Below are 15,453 nucleotides of genomic sequence, written 5' to 3'. Positions count from 1 at the left end.
GACAAGATGTGATCGCGATTCGTGACAGGAGATCTACTGTCAGTGCCGGATTGGATGTCGACCCTAGGAGTTGCACTCCTGGGACCGGGACCACTCCTCGAACTCGGCGCGGCTGTTGTCGCCGAGGGGGTAGTAGTCGGACAGCCGGGCGCCTTCGTCGAGGCGGGCGCGGCTGAAGCGCTCCCAGTCCTCGTGACTGCGCGCTTCACGCACCAGCGCATCAGCCTGACCGACCGGGACGACGACGGCGCCGTCGTCATCCGCGACGATGATGTCGCCCGGCAGGCAGAGAGCGCCGCCGACAGCGACCGGGACGTCGTACGCCCACGGGAAGAGCTCGGATTGCGAGGCGTAGTTGGGAGTCGTGCCCGTGCACCAGATCGGTACGCCGAGCTGCCGGACCCGCCGCGCGTCGCGGATGCGGCCGTCGACGACGATGCCGGCGCCGCCACGCTTCTTGAAGTAGCGCACGAGCATGTCGCCGAGACAACCGGTGTAAGCGCTGCCGTACGCCTGGATGACGAGGACGTCGCCCGGCTGGACCGACTCGAGAACCGCCCAGAGCGCGGTCGTGCGCTCGATGGTCTCCTGCTCGGCGCCGCTGGCGATGTCCTCGCGCTGCGGCATGAACTGCAGGGTCAGCGCGGACCCGGCGACGGCCTGCTGATTCGCGACAAGTGGCTCGGGTCCGTTGATCCAGGTACGCCGGATGCCGAGCTTGTGCAGGAGGGCCGCCGAGGTCGCGGCGGACACGCTCCCCACGCCGTCGACGAGTTGGCGGGGTGCGCGCTGGAAGTCGGGCCCGCGAACGGGGAGCGTGACGACGGGGCGGTCGTGGGGCGGTGTCATCTGGGGCCTTCCGGATAGGTCTGGTGGCGGGCCGGATATGCCCGCCGGGTCAGGCGGAATGTCGGTGAGACCTGGGTGAGCGGAGGGAGTTCGATCACGAGGTTGTTCGCGCCGACGGGGCCTTGTCGCTGCTCGCGAGCCGGTTCGGTGATGTCGGATCGGCCGTGCACCGGCCCTGGCCACCCGTCGGCCAACGTGTCGTAGCTGACCTGGTCGATGCGGTCCTCACCCCATCCGCCCGCCTGGACGACGACCCACCGGGTGCGGACCGGATCGAGGTTGACCAGCGTGCAGCCGATTTCCTCCTCGGACAGGTGCCGCACCAGAACCGCGACAACTTCCGGAAGACCGGGCCGCCGGCGCTCATGGTCCCACCACCGCAGCCGTGCGACCGGCAGACCGCCGTTGTAGAGCGTCGTGGGCGCACCGAGAATCTGTTGCGAGAGGATCTCGGTCGCCACCGGGTTGACCTGCTGCCACCAGTGGATGTCGTCGCCCTGCCCGAGCGTGTCGTCCTGCCGGATCAGCGCGAGCCGTTGCGCAACCTGCCCGAGTGCCATCAGCAGGCTCTGCCGAGGGTGGTCGGGATACTCCCCGCGCAACCACGCGTACCACGCGGCCTCGTGCCCGGCCTCCTCCTTGTCGCGGAACTGACGAACCCGGCGCCAGTGGTACCCGGACCGGGCGAGAGTTTGCTCGAGCCGGACCCGGTCACCGGCGCTGCCGGTGTTCCACCACAGCCAGAACAGGAAATGGATCGGTGCCGGATGCCAGTCGAACCAGCCCTTGGCCGAGTGCCGGTACGGCACCAGTTCGACCTCGTGCTGGATGTCCTCGCCGAGATGCCCCTTCCACCAGTGGCCGAGCGTCGACGCCTCGGGATCGAAGTGCTGCCGCCGGGCGTGTGCGAGCACGGTGTCGAGCGGGACCCGGGCCAGGTTCCACGCGGACTCGTCCCCGCGGACGAGAAAGTCATTGCTGGCAGCAACCAGCGCCGCCGATCCGACCGAGTGCAATCCGTGCGGCCACGCCCATCCGTAGTGGCCGCCGTACCAGTTGCCCGAATGCAGCTCGCCGACACCGCCATCAGGACCGACGTTGTCCGGGATCAGGCCGTTGTTGTCGTCGGCGCGTTTCCGCCACGCGTCGACGTACTCGATGATCCAATCCCGGAACTCGTCCGCGTTGTCGTAGAGCCAGGCGTTGGCGGCGAGCGAGGTGGCGGCGAGGTTGACGGCGGTGTCGCCGACGCCCATCCGCTCCTGCATCGCCTGCCCCATCCGCTCGGCGTTTCCCGGTCCGGCGAGGTCGTCCCAGGTCCGGATGCCGTCGAGATCGTCGAGTGGGAGCCCGTACGGCTTCATACCGAGTTGCGCTGCGGAGTAGCTCTGCCACTCCTCGCCGACCCCCGGCCGCGGCCCTCCCGAGCCGTTGTGCGGGGCGACGACGATCCGGTGTTCGGGATCGTAGTTGGGTGATCCCGGAAGGTAGAGCCTGGCGAACCGCAGCGCCCGCTCCCGGAAGACCGGGTCGGCCGGGTCGGCGGCGCACAAGGCGTAGAAGAACACCATCGACTCGCCCTGGTGGAACCAGTCGTAGCCGCGTTCGTACTCGTCGACCAGGAAGCCACGCTCCGTGAGCTGCCTGGTCACACCTTCCCAATGCCGCTTCGCCGCGGCCAGAATCTCGTCCGAACCACCCAGCAGGTAGAACGTCGGCCAGTTGAAGAACGGCTCGTAGAAGTCGTCGACGCCGTCGCGACCGAACAGCTGCCCGTGGTAGCGCAGCCGGCCGTCAAGTCCGGTGTACTTGGCCTCGAACTCGCGCCACGCGGCTTCGATCGTGGCCATCAGGTGACGCTGCAGAACGGCCCACTCGGGTGGCTGGACGACCGGCGTACTGGCCGTGATCCTGATCATCCTTTGAGTGCCCCCGAGGTGAGTCCGCTGATGATGTGCCGCTGCATGAAGACGAAGAACACGAAGACCGGCGCGATCGCGAGCAGCAGGTTCGGGTAGACCGCGGCGAAGTTCGTGCTGAACTGGCCGATTGCGGCGTACACGCCGGTGGTGACGGTGTAGATCCCCGACGCCGGGCCGAGGATGATCTGCGGGTTGACGAAGTCGGCCCAGACGCTGACCGCGTTCAGTACGACGACGGTCGCGATCGCGGGCCGCATCAGCGGCACGATCACCTGGACCAGGATGCGGAACCGGCTCGCGCCGTCGATCCGGGCGGCCTCGTCCAGCTGACGCGGGATCGTCTGGATGAACCCGGTGAACAGGAACACCGACACCGGGATGGTCAGCGTCGTCTCGAACAGCAGGAAGCCAGGTACGGTCCCCATCAGCCCGATCGACCTGAGCACGTAAACGACCGGGATGACGAGCACCTGACTCGGGATGAACAGCCCGGCGAGCATGATCATCAGCGCCACGCGGTGCGCCCGGCGCATGCCACGGGCAACGACGTACGCGGCCGGGATCGTGACCAGGAGGCACAGCAATCCGACCCCGATCACGAACCCGGCGGTCACCAGGTAGCCGCGGACCACGTTGTACGTCGGCGCGGTCAGCGCGTCCCAGAGATAGCTGGGGGAGAGGTGGACCAGGAAGCTGAAGGGTCGCTCCATGATGTCCTGTTGCGACTTGAAGCTGTTCACGACCAGCAGATAGAGCGGCGCGAGCATGACGGCGCCCGCAACGGTGAGGATGCTGGTCCGGATGACTCTCATGCGGCGACGTCCCTCTCGGCCCGGCGGCGCATCGCCGTCAGGGCAACGGTGACCACCAGGATGACGATCATCAGCAGGACGGCCTGGGCGGCGCCGTACCCGAGCTTCCCGTTCGCGAAGGAGATGGTCAGGATGTAATAGGTGATGGTCTGTGTGGTGCCGGCCGGACCACCCGCAGTCAGCGCGAGGACGAGCTCGTAGGTGCGGAGCAGCGAGATCATCGTCAGGACGAGATTGATCGTGACGACCGGTGCGAGCAGCGCGAACTTCACCCGCCAGAAGGTCTGCCAGGTGCTCGCGCCGTCGATCAGTGCGGCCTCCATCAATTCGCCGGGCAGCGTCTGCAACCCGGCCAGGTAGAGGACCATCGTCACGCCGAAGTTCGCCCAGATGATCACCAGGACCAGGCTGACCAGAGCCCAGGACGGTTCGGCCAGGAAGGGGATGCCGGCGCCGCCGAGTGCCTTCAGTACGGAGTTCACCGCGCCGTTGCTGCCGAGGATCGCCGACCAGAGGAAGCCGATGATCACCGCGCCGATGATGTACGGATAGAAGAGGGCGCCCCGCGCGAGGGACTTGAACCGCCCGGGGCCGTCGACGAGCAGCGCCATCCCGAGACCGAGCGCGTTGGCGAACAGGGTCCCGACGACAGCGATGACCAGCGTGACGACGGCCGCCTGCACGAGCGGCTCGTCGTCGAAGATCCGCCGGTAGTTCTCCCACCCGACGAACCCCGGGCGCGGCGTGAAGCCGTCCCAGTCGGTCAGGCTGAGGTAGCCCGCGATCCCGATCGGGACCAGGATGAAGACGAGCACCAGGGCCAGGGCGGGGGCGAGCATCGCGACGTCGCCCGCCCCCGCTCCGAGGCGTCTCGACGGACGGTCAGCCGGCATTCCCGGTCCACCACTTGTCCATCGCCGCGATCGCCTGCTCGGCGGAGTCGCCGAGGTACAGCTTCTGCAGGATCTTGGTGAGCTCGGCCGACCAGCCGTTCGGAGCCGTGTTGTCGCCGAAGCCGTCACCGGCCACCACCGCACCCGGAGCGGCATCGACGATCTTCTGGATCTCCTGGGTCAACGGCGACGCCTGGTAGCTGAACCCGGTCCGGAAGTTGCCCTCTGCAACGAGCTGCTTCTGGACGGCGGTCTTGTCGCTGACCAGGTACTTGACCAGCTCGAAGGCTTCCGCCTTGTGCTTCGACGAGTTCAGCACGCTGTAGAGGTCGCCCGCGCCGCCGACCTGTGGCACCGGCTTGCCGTCGAACGACGGCGCCGCGAAGACGCCGACCCCGAACTTCGGCTTGGCCTGGTCGATGGTGGGCACCGCCCAATTGCCCATCACGTACGTCGCGGCCTTGCCGGAGGTGAAGTCGACCAGTGAGTCGTTCTACTTGACGCCGTTCGCGTTCTTGGACACGAGCCCGTCGTCGATCCACGACTTGTAGATCTCGGCGTACTTCTTGTAGTCGCTGGCCGCGAAACTGACCTCGCCCTTGTTGCGTTTGGCATACCAGTTCGCGTCGTTCTGCATGACGGCCGCGTTGGCGAGCTGCTGGAACTGCGCCGCGGTCACCCACTCGCCCGCGGTCTCCAGCGGGGTGTAGCCACCGGCTTGCTTGATCTTCTTCAGGACGGCGGTGAACTCGTCGACCGTCTTCGGGGGAGTGGTGATGCCGGCCTTGGCGAAAGCGTCCTTGTTGTAGAAGACCAGGCTCTGGGCCTGGAACGACGCGCCGACCGTCCACTGCCGGCCGTCGATCTGCAGCTCCTTGGCGAACGGGGTCTCGCGCACCCACGGCTCGTCCGGGAAGGTGGCCATCACCTTGGCCTCGGCGGCCGTCGTCTGGCCGCCCAGAAGGTCGGGCTCGGTGCCGGCGGCCAGTTGCTGGGTCAGCGTCTCCTGGACGTTGCCGGTGGCCGCGGTCGGCGCCTCGATCTTGACGGTGATGCCGGGATGGGCCTGCTCGAACGGGGCCACCAGGTCCTCGTAGAAGCTGACCGGAAGGGCCGGTGTCACATTCACCAGCATCCGCACTGTCTTCTTACCGTCGGCCTCGTCCTGGCTCTGGCCACCGCAGGCCGAGGCCGTGAGCAGTGCGGTCAGGGCCAGGCCGGTAGCCGTGATGACGCGATAGCGCCGTCGGGTGGCGGTCACGATCCTCCTCCGAACGTTAATCGACTATCGATTGGCGATCACGGTAAGTCGGGAAATCGTCCCCCGTCAACCAAGGCCCGTCAGGACCTGGCGGGGAACTCGCCCTGCCCGACGGCGTGCACGAAGAAGGCCTGACCGGCCACCGCGGCGTCGCCGGCGTCCAGCAGATCGACCAGCCGGACGTGGTCGCGCGCGACTGCGTCCCAGTCTCCGGAGAAGGCCGGATCGCCGATCACGTGCTGGCTGATCAGGCTCGGCTCCATGATCGACCACACCCGGACGAGCAGCGGGCTGTCGGCCAGCTCGATCGCCGTCCGGTGGAACTGCATGTCCAGCAGGCGCAGCTCGGCACGGTCATCGGCGGCCGCCGCGACCACCATCTGCTCGGCGACCATGCGCAACCGGGAGCTGTCGACTCCGGACAGCCGGGTCACCGTCTCGGCGCCGATCTGCTCGACTGCGGCGCGCAGCTCGCGGCCGATCGTGAACTCCTCGGGCGAGAGTTCGGTGACGTAGTTGCCGCGGCGGGGGAGCGAGATCACCATGCCTTCGTGGGCCAGCCGTTTGATCGCGTCCCGCACCGGCGCCTGGCTGACGCCGAGTGTCCGGGCGATCTCCGACTCGACGAGCCGGCTGCCCGGTGCCTGACTGCCGTCCAGGATGCCCTTGCGGACCAGTCCGTACACCTTGTCCGACAGCAGTTCCTGCGTGACCGATGCGTCCTCGAAAGCCACCGTGTTACCCCTCGTTCGTCGCTACCGATCAACGATTATCGACCAGGCCGGCCATTGACGGCGTCCGCGGAGCAGTCTACCTTCCGATCAATAATCGATTAGCGATTGGATTGAGATGATCCTGACCCTGTTCCGTGCGGGGATCGCCGCGACCTCCGCCCTCGCACTCAGCCTCTCCGGCTCTGTCGGCGTCGAGCCGGCCGGCCGCCCGAACCTTCGGACGTACTACGTCAGCCCGAGCGGATCGGACTCCGCCGCCGGAACCGCTGCCGCGCCGTACCAGCACATCCAGCGCTGTGCGGAGGTGATGCAGGCGGGGGACACCTGTCTCATCGCCTCCGGCACCTACCGCGAGGCCGTCGTACCGGCCCGGAGCGGTACGGCGAGCGCTCCGATCACGTACGCCGCCGCGCCGGGCGCGGACGTGGTCGTCGAGGGCACCGACGTGGTGACCGGCTGGACCCAGACTTCGACTGCCGAGCTCGCCGACCTCTCGGCGTCCGACCGATTCCTGTCGGCGTCACCCTTCGGGGACGCCGTTCGCGGCGGTCACATCTACCAGGCGAACGTGACGCTGGACCCGACGCTGCCGGGGAACCAGGTGTTCATGAAAGGTGGGCTCAGCGTCGAGGCGCAGTGGCCGCATCCAGGCACCAACCCGCTGAACCCGAAGATGGCCAAGGCCGAGACCGGAACGGTCACGGGCATCACGTCCACGCAGCTGACCCAGCCGGCCGGGTACTGGGTCGGCGCCCGCTTCACGGTGCGGAACTGGTTCGTGACCGAGACCGGGCCCGTCACGAGCTACTCACCCGGCTCGCTCGAGGCGTCCTCGCTGCCCAACTGCATCAGCCTGAACTCCGGTTCCGGGACACCGTTCTCGCTCAGCGGGAAGCTGACCGAACTCGGCAGCCCGAACACGTGGTTCTACGCGAAGGACACCCACAAGCTGTATGTCTGGACGCCGGACGGCGCCCCGGCCGGTCAGCACACGATCGAGGCGAAGCAGCGCAACTGGGGCGTCGACCTGTCCGGCCGCTCGTACGTGACGCTGCGCGGGATCGGCGTCCACGCCACCTCGATCCGCACGTCGGCGACGTCGACGTACAACACGATCGACGGCACCGTCGGTTCGTACCTCTCGGCGTACCTGGATGTGACGAAAGACCCGAACATGGTCGAGGACTACGACAACTGCGGGTTTCTCACCGCGGGCGAGACCACGTCCGGCATCGTGCTCGGCGGGCAGTACAACACGATCAAGAACAGCCACCTGAACTGGAGCTCCGGCAACGGTATCGCCGTCCTCGGCTCGCACAACTCGGCCGTGAACAACACCATCCTGAACACCGACTATCTGGGGACCTACGCCGCAGGGATCAACCTGGTGGGCTCCGACGCCGTCATCCGGAACAACACCGTCTACGCCACCGGCCGCAGCAGCATCAACATCGACAACAAGGTCGCCGGGCGGAAGGTGTCGGGCTCCGACATCAGCTACAACGACCTGTCGGACTACAGCCACCTGGTCAACGACAACGGCGCGATCTACATCTGCTGCTTCGTGGACATGGCCGGTACCGACATCCACCACAATCTGCTGCACGATCCGGACCCGTACGGCGCTTCGTTCGGACCGGGCATCTATGCCGACAACAGCGTGTTCAACGTGACGCTGCATCACAACGTCGCGTACGGCAGTACGACGTACGGCGTGGCGCTGTTCAACGGCGACGGGTCGAAGGGGAACCGGGCGTACAACAACACCTCCGGTACGGACGCGAACGCGATCACCCTGTTCTCGTCGTCGTACGAGAACATGGTGGTGCGGGACAACATCGGCGATGTGGCTCCGAAGCCCGGAGTCGTTGTGTCGGGCAACGTGCCGTACGCGGTCGACCCGATGTTCACCGACCCGCTGCGGAACGACTTCAGTCTCAAGCCTGGCTCACCGGCCAAGGACGCGGGCGCCTATCCGTACGGCGTCAAACCGTGGACCGGAGGTTCGGCGCTGACCCAGACGATCGTGCAGGCGGAGCGGTACACGACCGGGAACGGTGTCGCGCGACACTACGCCGGAACCGGGACGGTGCTGGGCAACTTCGACGGTGGCGATTCGGTCGGCTATCGCTCCGTCGACTTCGGGGCCGGCCGCAACCTCTTCGTGGCGAGTCTCGGCGCGGACCCGGCGTACGCCGGGAAGAGCTTCCAGATTCGCGTCGACGCGGTGGACGGGCCGGTGATCGGCACGATGACGATGCCGTCCACCGGCGGGTTCGACACCTTCCGCACGCACTCGATCCCGATCACCACCACCAAGGGCGTCCACGACGTCTACCTGGTGGCCGCCTCGGACGGCCCGGGCATCGGGAACCTGGACTGGTTCTCCTTCGCTACGCCGACGGTCGTGTCACAAGCCGGGACTGATGCCGGTCATAGGTGAGTACTGATCGTCGACGCTGTGGGAGTGGTCTGGATGGATGACGCTGTGCTGGCTGAGGGGCTTCCAGGCCACTTCCGGAGTGCTGTCGCCGAGGTGAACGGCACGACGCTGCACTACGTCGCCGGGGGCCAGGGTGAACCGCTGGTGCTGTTGCCCGGGTGGCCGGTGACGTGGCGCGAGTTCCGCCACGCCATGCCGCTGCTCGCCGAGCGGTACCGGGTGATCGCAGTCGACCTGCGCGGAATGAACCTCTCGGCGAAACCGGCTGACGGGTACGACAAGAAGACGATGGCGCGCGACGTCTTCGAACTCGTTCGGCACCTCGGCTACACCAAGGCCCACATCGCCGGGCACGACATCGGCTCGATGGTTGCCTACAGCTACGCGATCAACCACCCCGAAGCCATCACCAAACTGGCCATCATGGAGGTCGGGCATCCGGATGCCAGTCTGTACGACCTGAAGCTGCTTCCGCACGACGGCGCACCCAACCTGTGGTGGTTCCCGCTCAACCAGCTCCACGGCCTGCCCGAGCAGCTGCTGGCCGGCCGGATGCAGTTCGTCGTCGACCACGTCTTCGACAGCCACCTCGTCGATCGCAGCAGGATCGACCGGCACGATCGCGTGGCGTATGCCCGTGCGTACGACAGCGTCGACGCCATCCGGGCCGGCAACGGCTGGTTCCAGACGTTCGACCAGGACGTCGCGGATTTCAAGACCTACGGGACGGTGACGGTTCCGATGCTGGGCCTCGCGTCGCCGGCGAACTTCACGGCGATCCAGCCGACCTGGCAGCAGTTGGGAGCGGACGTGGCCCTGATCGACGACTCCGGTCACTTCCTGCCGATCGAACAGCCGGAGGCAGTGGCGAAGGCTCTCGCGGACTTCTTCGGCTGAGCCTCTCAGGGCCGCAGATCGGCGGTCCCCGCGGGCTGGAAGACGACGAGCTGCTGGCCAGTGCGGTCATCGATTCCGAAGACCTGGAAGTTGAGGCTCATCAGTCCCAGCTCGGCATCCCGCAGCCGTAACACTCCGGCCGAACTGGGCTCCGCCTTGCTGTGTGACCACAGCGACCGGAACTCGGTGCTCGACGCGGTCAACTCGGCGACCAGCACCCGGAGCGCTGGGTTGCGAGGATCGTTGCCGGCAGCAACACGCAGCCCGGCGACGACATCGCGGGCGACCTTGGGCCAGTCGGCGAGGAAGTCACGCGCGGCCTGGTTGCCGAAGACGAACCGCGCCAGGTTCGTCTCGTCGGCGACCCGGCCGTACAACCGCTGTGCGGTCAGGTTCAGGGCGAGGACCTCGAGCTGCGGATCCACGATGACGGCCGGGTAGTAGCGCCACGAATGCATCAGCTGCAACAGCTCAGGCTGAACGGACGCCTCGAGAAGGTTCAGTGTCCTCATTCTCCCAAGCTAGGGCGAAACTGCTGCTACCAAGTAGGAACTCGATTCCTACCTGGCACCAAGCTCACGAAGCGCCTCCTCGGCAGGACTCCCCGCCGCGGCTTGGTAGACGTTGAGCAGCTGCCACGGCGCGTCGTTCACCGTCAGCGTCTGGTAGGCCAGCTCGAGCTCGCCGACCTCCGGATGCCGCAGCCGCATCACGTCGTACTTCGGTTGGCGCACGTCGTGCTTGGCCCACATCCGGGCGAAGTCGGGGCTTTCGCTGCACAGTCTGCCGATGAGCGCCTGCCGCCGGGCCGACGCGGCGCAAGGCGTGGAGGAGACCGCCTGGAGGCCGGCGACCGCTCGGCTCGCAACGGTCTCCCAGCCGACGAAGAACTCTCGAGCCTGCGGGTCGAGAAAGGTGAACAGCAGCAGGTTCGGTCGGGGCCCGGCGGGGGAGTAGAGGGCTGCGGCAAGGGGGTTGGCGGTCAGGATGTCGAGCCCGGAACCTGTGACCATGGCCGGGGTGTCCGGCCAGGCCGCGAGCATCCGGGCGAGATCTGGATTGACCTCCTCGGTCACCGATCCGTCGACGGCCAACTGGGGGTGGGCAAGACGATGCAGGTGCTCGGTCGCCTCGGCGTCCAGATGCAGGACCTCCGCCAAGGCTTTGATCACTCGATGCGAAGGGTTGCGTTCCCGGCCCTGCTCGAGTCGCGACAGGTAGTCGGCACTGATACCGGCCAGCGTCGCCAGATCCTCGCGCCGGAGCCCCGCGGTACGGGTACTCGGCGGTCCGGCAAGGCCGACATCGACAGGTCGCAACAGATCGCGGCGTGCCTTGATGAATTCCCCGAGGGGGTTCTTCTCAGCCATCGAAGGTTGCTCCTCAAACGCGCTCGTCGGGTGCGATGTAGTGGAAGGTGGGGCCTGCTCCGGACTGGAAGAGCGCGACTGCCTGGGCCTTGAGACCGAACATGGTTCGGACGGCGTCGCGGAGTTGTGCCGGATCGCCGGTGAAAGTCTCTTGCAGGAGGTAGAGGATGGTGCAGTAGGTGTTGTCGAACGTCAGCTGTGCTTGCCGAATCTCGGCGGTCGTCTGCGCGGGCGAGACCGAGTAGACGCCTGCCGGGTCGACGGCGACGGGATCCCCGGTGGGGCCGCCGGCGGGTGTGTCGCCGCGCTGGTAGCGGCGGCCGAGTTTGAGCTCCTCGAACCGGTAGTAGTGAGCGACCTCGTCGCGGTCGGGGTGAAAGATGTCGTGGTCGCCGTCCCAGATCTCGCCGCGGGACGTACCTTCGCCCTGCTCGACGATCTCCTCGAGTGCGGCGAGGGCCGATGCCAGGTCGGTCACGGCGGTGAGCTTTCCGGCGGTGTGGTGGAACGGTCCGAAGGCGACCTGCCGGGCCGGGTCGCCGGTGAAGACCTTGTCCGCACCGAGACTGTCGCACAGGGATCGGAAGCCGGCCTCGATCGCGTCGTAGAACTGGCCGATCGTCTCGTAGCGATCGCTCTCCGGCGGACCGGTCGGCGCCTCCGGCCGCTCCAGGGCGAGGAACATCTCGAGCGCCGCCGATCCGAACGGCAGCAGCGACAACTCCACCGACCCGTGGGGGAGCAGTCGTGGATAGTCCGGCAGCAGCGCCGGGGTGTCCAGCTGTGGCTCGCCACCGACTGCGTTGAGCAGGTTGGCGGCGAGAGACAGGTGGATCATCTCCTCGACGAACACACTGCTCACCAGTTCGACCGCGTCGGCGTTCCGCGTGGGGTCGAGGGAGTACAACGCGTACAAGTACGGCGGGAGCGTCGCGTGCTCCAGCTCGACAGCCCATTGCAAATGACTGCGGAGGCTCTCGAGAGTGTCGATCCCTGTGGTGTCAGGTGCGTTCATACCTGCTAAGACAGGATGGCCTCACCATCTGTGACGCCGCCGTCTCAGACTGGCCCGGCCTCGAGCAGCTCTTGTGGCTCGGTGCGGGACTGCGGCCCTCCGGCATGGTCTCTCCAGTCATCGGGGGAGTAGGTCGGCCTTGGTGAGGTCGAAGTTCTTGTCGAAGATGCTGTCGGGGTCGTATTTCGCCTTCAGGGCGCGGAGGCGGCACAGGGTCGGTGCGGGGAAGGCGTCGAGCAGTCGTTCGGGGGCGGTGGTGGTCTCGAAGCTCAGGTACATGCCGTCGAGGTGCGGGTAGAGCTCGCTCCACAACTCGTCCTGGTATGTCGTCCAGTCCGGGAAGGTGGCGCTGACGATCGAGAAGTTCTGGTGGCGATGCGCGTACGCCGTGGCGTCGGCCGGGACGTCGTTGACCGCGCCGCCGGCGGAGCGGAACTGCATCATCAGGATCTTGCCCGACTTGATCATCTTCTCGATGACGGCGGAACTCTCCGGCGTCAGGTGGTCGATCAGACCGCTGCGGTTGTGCGCCGGCCCGTTGCCGTCATGCCGGTAGTCGGGCATCTGGATCACCGACGCGTACGGCGTGAGCTCGGCCTCCTGCTCCAGGACCGGACCGACCGAGAGGAACGGCGCCAGCGCTTCCTGCGCCGACGGTACGTCGTCACCGGCGTACACGAGGATGATCTGCGCGACCGGTGGTTGTCCGCGACGTGGGGGATAGAGCGCCATGAAGCTGGTCAGCTCGCGTGGCGCATCCTCGACCAGGCGTCCCCATCGCTCCATGACCGCGGCCGTTTCCGAGGCGTCGACGTACAGGGTGGCGTGGACGACGTCGTGCAGTTCGGTCGCCTCGATCTCGAAGGCGGTGACGATGCCGAAGTTGCCGCCGGCACCGCGCACGGCCCAGAACAGATCAGGCTCGTGCTCGGCGTCGACCCGGTGGAACGTGCCGTCGGCCAGCACGATCTCGACCGCGCGGATGTGGTCGATCGTCAGCCCGTAGCTGCGGGCGAGATATCCCAGCCCTGCTGTCGTCGCGAGTCCACCGACGCCGACGCCGCCGAAGTCGCCGGAGCTGATCACGAGTCCATGCGGCTCAAGTGCGGCGGCGACCTGACCCCAGCGGGCGCCCGGGCCGACCCGGACGAGTCGGCGGGACCGGTCGAGGACCTCGACCGCGTTCATCCGGCCGACGTCGATGATGATGCCGCCGTCGTTCGTCGACCGTCCGCTGAAGCCGTGACCGCCGCTCCGGACCGAGATCGGCACGCTCTGGATCCGGGCAAAAGTCAGCGCTGACCGGACCTCGTCGACAGTGCCGGCCTGGATGACGAGTCCCGGCGATCCCTTGCGCGCGAACGTGTGCCGCACCGCGTCGTACGACTTGTCGCCCGGCTCGACCGCCTTCGTCCGCAAATCGTCTGGTAAGGCGTCGTAATCGATCCCGGGCACCCGCGCCGCGAGTGCGGCTGGTGTCCGTTCGATCTTGCGTTCCTTCGCGACGAACTCCCGCAACTGCGGTGCGACCTCCTGGCCGAGGACCTGGAGTGCGCGCTCGTCGTTGCCGACCAGGAAGAACGCGCTGAAGCCGTGGTCCAGCACCAGGGGCAGCAACTGCTCCGCCCAGCTGTCCGGACTGCCCTTCAAGAACGAGTTCGGCCCAGGCGCCATCAGGTTGAGCATCCGCCGAACGTCGCCCGGATCGCGGCCGGCGGCCTGGGCAGCCTCGTCGATGATCGCGTTGCCGGTGATGTGCGCGCCCGGCTCCAGGTACTCGAAGGTCGGCAGCCAGCCGTCGCCCTTGCGCCCGGTCAGCTCGAGGATCCGCGGCTTGTACGCGCCGAGCCAGACCGAGATGTCGTGCGCCGGTCGCGGTCCACGCTTCATCCCCGGGATCTGGTAGTGCTTTCCGTCGAAGCTGAACCCGCCGCGGGTATCCACATCCCACACCCCGCGCACGATGTCGATCGCCTCGGACAGCGCGCCGAGCCGCTCACCGGGGCTTTGCAGCTCACCGCCCATCCCGTGCACAGCGTCCGGGAACCCGCCGGCCCCGATCCCGAGCTCGAACCGCCCGTGCGACAACAGGTCCAGGCTCGCCGCGGCGCGCGCCAGTACGGCGGGCGGCCGGAGCGGAAGGTTCAGCACGTTCCCGGCGACCGCGATCCGCTTCGTCCGGGCCGCGACCCAGCTCAGCAGCGTCCAGGTGTCCAGCAGGCCTGCGTTGTACGGGTGGTCCTGGAACGTCATCACGTCCAGACCGGCCGCGTCGGCGACCTCCGCCAGGCGCACCACCTCGTCGGCGTCCTTGGCCGAGGGCGTCAGGAAGGCCCCGACCAGCAGCTCGTGCCCGTAGTCACTCACGTCAATTCCTTCCGGAAGCAGATAATCTGTAGCTCAGATTATATAGACGGCAACACATGACTCATGATCGGGCATTCCCGCATGACCTACCTGGGTGGGAAATTCCTACTCTCCCGGCGGTCGAAGCAACTACGTTCCGGCTGTAGATGATCTGTTCAGCAGATTATCGCTGTGGCAACTTTTAGTGGTTCCCATCACAGTCCCAGGGAGAGAAACGATCATGACGACCTTGCTCCGCGTCGACGCCAGCGTGCGCCGCAACGGATCGGTCAGCCGGGCACTCGCCGACAGCGCCGAAGCGGCCTGGCGGGCCGAAAACCCCGACGGCGTGGTGATCCGCCGTGATCTCGGCCGGCGCCCGCTGCCGGCCACGGCCTGGCCGGCCCTGGCGAGGGCGAAGTACGGCGAGCAGCCGGCCACCGACGCCGAGCGTGACCTCTTGGCCGACGCCGAGGCGCTGGTCGCCGAACTGGCGGAGGAGATCAAGAGTGCGGACGCGTTGCTGCTCGCGGTTCCGATGTACAACTACGGCATCGCGCAGCACGTGAAGGTCTGGGTCGACCTACTGGTCTTCGACGACGAACTGCTCGGGGGATCGAACCCACTGCAAGGTCGCCCGGCCATCATCACCATCGCGCGTGGCGGTGGCTACCAGCTCGGTACGCCGAAACACGGCTGGGACCACGCGACGCCGTACCTGGAGCGCATCTTCGGCGACATGTTCGGGATGAGCGTCCGGATCGCGGCCGCCGAGCTCACCCTCGCCCCGGTGACTCCGGGTATGGAGGGACTGATCGACCTGTCGAAGGAATCCGAGAACGGCGCCCACGCCGCTGCTGAGGAGCACGGTCTCGCGGTCGCCAAGGAACTGATCGGCAAAGCTGTCTGAC

At 67.1% G+C, this 15,453-nt stretch carries 12 protein-coding genes and 1 pseudogene; 3 read left to right on the top strand and 10 right to left on the bottom strand.

Annotation, left to right across the window (positions count from 1 at the left end):
• Positions 1–63 precede the first annotated feature (63 nt).
• The 6 genes and pseudogenes from HPO96_RS05135 to HPO96_RS05105 form a co-directional block, all read right to left on the bottom strand.
• Positions 64–849 (bottom strand): RraA family protein, encoded by a 786-nt coding sequence (locus tag HPO96_RS05135; protein ID WP_171671403.1) that lies wholly within the window; start codon positions 847–849, stop codon positions 64–66.
• A complete protein-coding gene (locus tag HPO96_RS05130) occupies positions 846–2,768 on the bottom strand; it encodes a DUF8034 domain-containing protein (protein WP_171671402.1) in 1,923 nt (640 codons plus the stop codon). The genes HPO96_RS05135 and HPO96_RS05130 overlap by 4 nt, the downstream gene beginning before the upstream one ends.
• Complete coding sequence (locus HPO96_RS05125; RefSeq protein WP_171671400.1) at positions 2,765–3,583, bottom strand: carbohydrate ABC transporter permease; 819 nt, start codon at positions 3,581–3,583, stop codon at positions 2,765–2,767. Before HPO96_RS05125 ends, HPO96_RS05130 begins: the two co-directional genes overlap by 4 nt.
• Entirely contained in the window at positions 3,580–4,476 is an 897-nt protein-coding gene (locus tag HPO96_RS05120) for a carbohydrate ABC transporter permease (protein WP_171671399.1), read from the bottom strand. Before HPO96_RS05120 ends, HPO96_RS05125 begins: the two co-directional genes overlap by 4 nt.
• Positions 4,466–5,611: pseudogene (locus HPO96_RS37960) on the bottom strand (ABC transporter substrate-binding protein). The gene HPO96_RS05120 and the pseudogene HPO96_RS37960 overlap by 11 nt, the downstream one beginning before the upstream one ends.
• Positions 5,612–5,817: 206 nt before the next feature.
• Positions 5,818–6,471, bottom strand: coding sequence for a GntR family transcriptional regulator (locus HPO96_RS05105; protein ID WP_171671394.1), 654 nt, complete (start codon positions 6,469–6,471; stop codon positions 5,818–5,820).
• 115 nt (positions 6,472–6,586) lie between these two features.
• Between HPO96_RS05105 and HPO96_RS05100 the strand changes: the two genes are divergently transcribed.
• A complete protein-coding gene (locus tag HPO96_RS05100) occupies positions 6,587–8,914 on the top strand; it encodes a carbohydrate-binding protein (protein WP_171671392.1) in 2,328 nt (775 codons plus the stop codon).
• 33 nt (positions 8,915–8,947) lie between these two features.
• On the top strand, positions 8,948–9,811 hold the full coding sequence (locus HPO96_RS05095; RefSeq protein ID WP_171671391.1) for an alpha/beta fold hydrolase: 864 nt from the start codon (positions 8,948–8,950) through the stop codon (positions 9,809–9,811).
• 5 nt (positions 9,812–9,816) lie between these two features.
• Here HPO96_RS05095 and HPO96_RS05090 read toward each other — a convergent pair whose 3' ends face one another.
• From HPO96_RS05090 to HPO96_RS37955, 4 genes are all read right to left on the bottom strand, one after another.
• The gene (locus HPO96_RS05090; RefSeq protein WP_171671389.1) at positions 9,817–10,323 is read right to left on the bottom strand and encodes an MmyB family transcriptional regulator; all 507 of its coding nucleotides are present in this window, start codon (positions 10,321–10,323) and stop codon (positions 9,817–9,819) included.
• A gap of 48 nt (positions 10,324–10,371) precedes the next feature.
• On the bottom strand, positions 10,372–11,181 hold the full coding sequence (locus HPO96_RS05085; RefSeq protein WP_171671387.1) for a helix-turn-helix domain-containing protein: 810 nt from the start codon (positions 11,179–11,181) through the stop codon (positions 10,372–10,374).
• Positions 11,182–11,194: 13 nt separating this feature from the next.
• Complete coding sequence (locus HPO96_RS05080; protein ID WP_171671386.1) at positions 11,195–12,196, bottom strand: ferritin-like domain-containing protein; 1,002 nt, start codon at positions 12,194–12,196, stop codon at positions 11,195–11,197.
• A 117-nt stretch (positions 12,197–12,313) separates the two neighbouring features.
• Positions 12,314–14,563: an LLM class flavin-dependent oxidoreductase gene (locus HPO96_RS37955; protein WP_171671384.1), complete on the bottom strand. Its 2,250-nt coding sequence runs from the start codon at positions 14,561–14,563 to the stop codon at positions 12,314–12,316.
• 220 nt (positions 14,564–14,783) lie between these two features.
• Here HPO96_RS37955 and HPO96_RS05070 point away from each other — a divergent pair, with 220 nt between their 5' ends.
• Positions 14,784–15,452, top strand: a complete 669-nt coding sequence (locus tag HPO96_RS05070; RefSeq protein ID WP_171671382.1) for an FMN-dependent NADH-azoreductase — start codon at positions 14,784–14,786, stop codon at positions 15,450–15,452.
• Position 15,453 lies beyond the last annotated feature (1 nt).

This window comes from Kribbella sandramycini (assembly GCF_013131805.1).
GTDB classification, from domain to species: Bacteria; Actinomycetota; Actinomycetes; order Propionibacteriales; family Kribbellaceae; genus Kribbella; species Kribbella sandramycini.
The sequence above is the reverse complement of the archived record's forward strand: the minus strand, read 5'-3'. Positions and strand labels throughout refer to the sequence as shown.

What these genes read in the sequence shown, in the direction of transcription:
- HPO96_RS05130 (WP_171671402.1), bottom strand. Translation starts at nt 2,768, where the DNA reads ATGATCAGGATCACGGCCAGTACGCCGGTCGTCCAGCCACCCGAGTGG.
- HPO96_RS05100 (WP_171671392.1), top strand. Translation starts at nt 6,587, where the DNA reads ATGATCCTGACCCTGTTCCGTGCGGGGATCGCCGCGACCTCCGCCCTC.
- HPO96_RS05135 (WP_171671403.1), bottom strand. Translation starts at nt 849, where the DNA reads ATGACACCGCCCCACGACCGCCCCGTCGTCACGCTCCCCGTTCGCGGG.
- HPO96_RS05080 (WP_171671386.1), bottom strand. Translation starts at nt 12,196, where the DNA reads ATGAACGCACCTGACACCACAGGGATCGACACTCTCGAGAGCCTCCGC.
- HPO96_RS05085 (WP_171671387.1), bottom strand. Translation starts at nt 11,181, where the DNA reads ATGGCTGAGAAGAACCCCCTCGGGGAATTCATCAAGGCACGCCGCGAT.
- HPO96_RS05095 (WP_171671391.1), top strand. Translation starts at nt 8,948, where the DNA reads ATGGATGACGCTGTGCTGGCTGAGGGGCTTCCAGGCCACTTCCGGAGT.
- HPO96_RS05070 (WP_171671382.1), top strand. Translation starts at nt 14,784, where the DNA reads ATGACGACCTTGCTCCGCGTCGACGCCAGCGTGCGCCGCAACGGATCG.
- HPO96_RS05090 (WP_171671389.1), bottom strand. Translation starts at nt 10,323, where the DNA reads ATGAGGACACTGAACCTTCTCGAGGCGTCCGTTCAGCCTGAGCTGTTG.
- HPO96_RS05120 (WP_171671399.1), bottom strand. Translation starts at nt 4,476, where the DNA reads ATGCCGGCTGACCGTCCGTCGAGACGCCTCGGAGCGGGGGCGGGCGAC.
- HPO96_RS05125 (WP_171671400.1), bottom strand. Translation starts at nt 3,583, where the DNA reads ATGAGAGTCATCCGGACCAGCATCCTCACCGTTGCGGGCGCCGTCATG.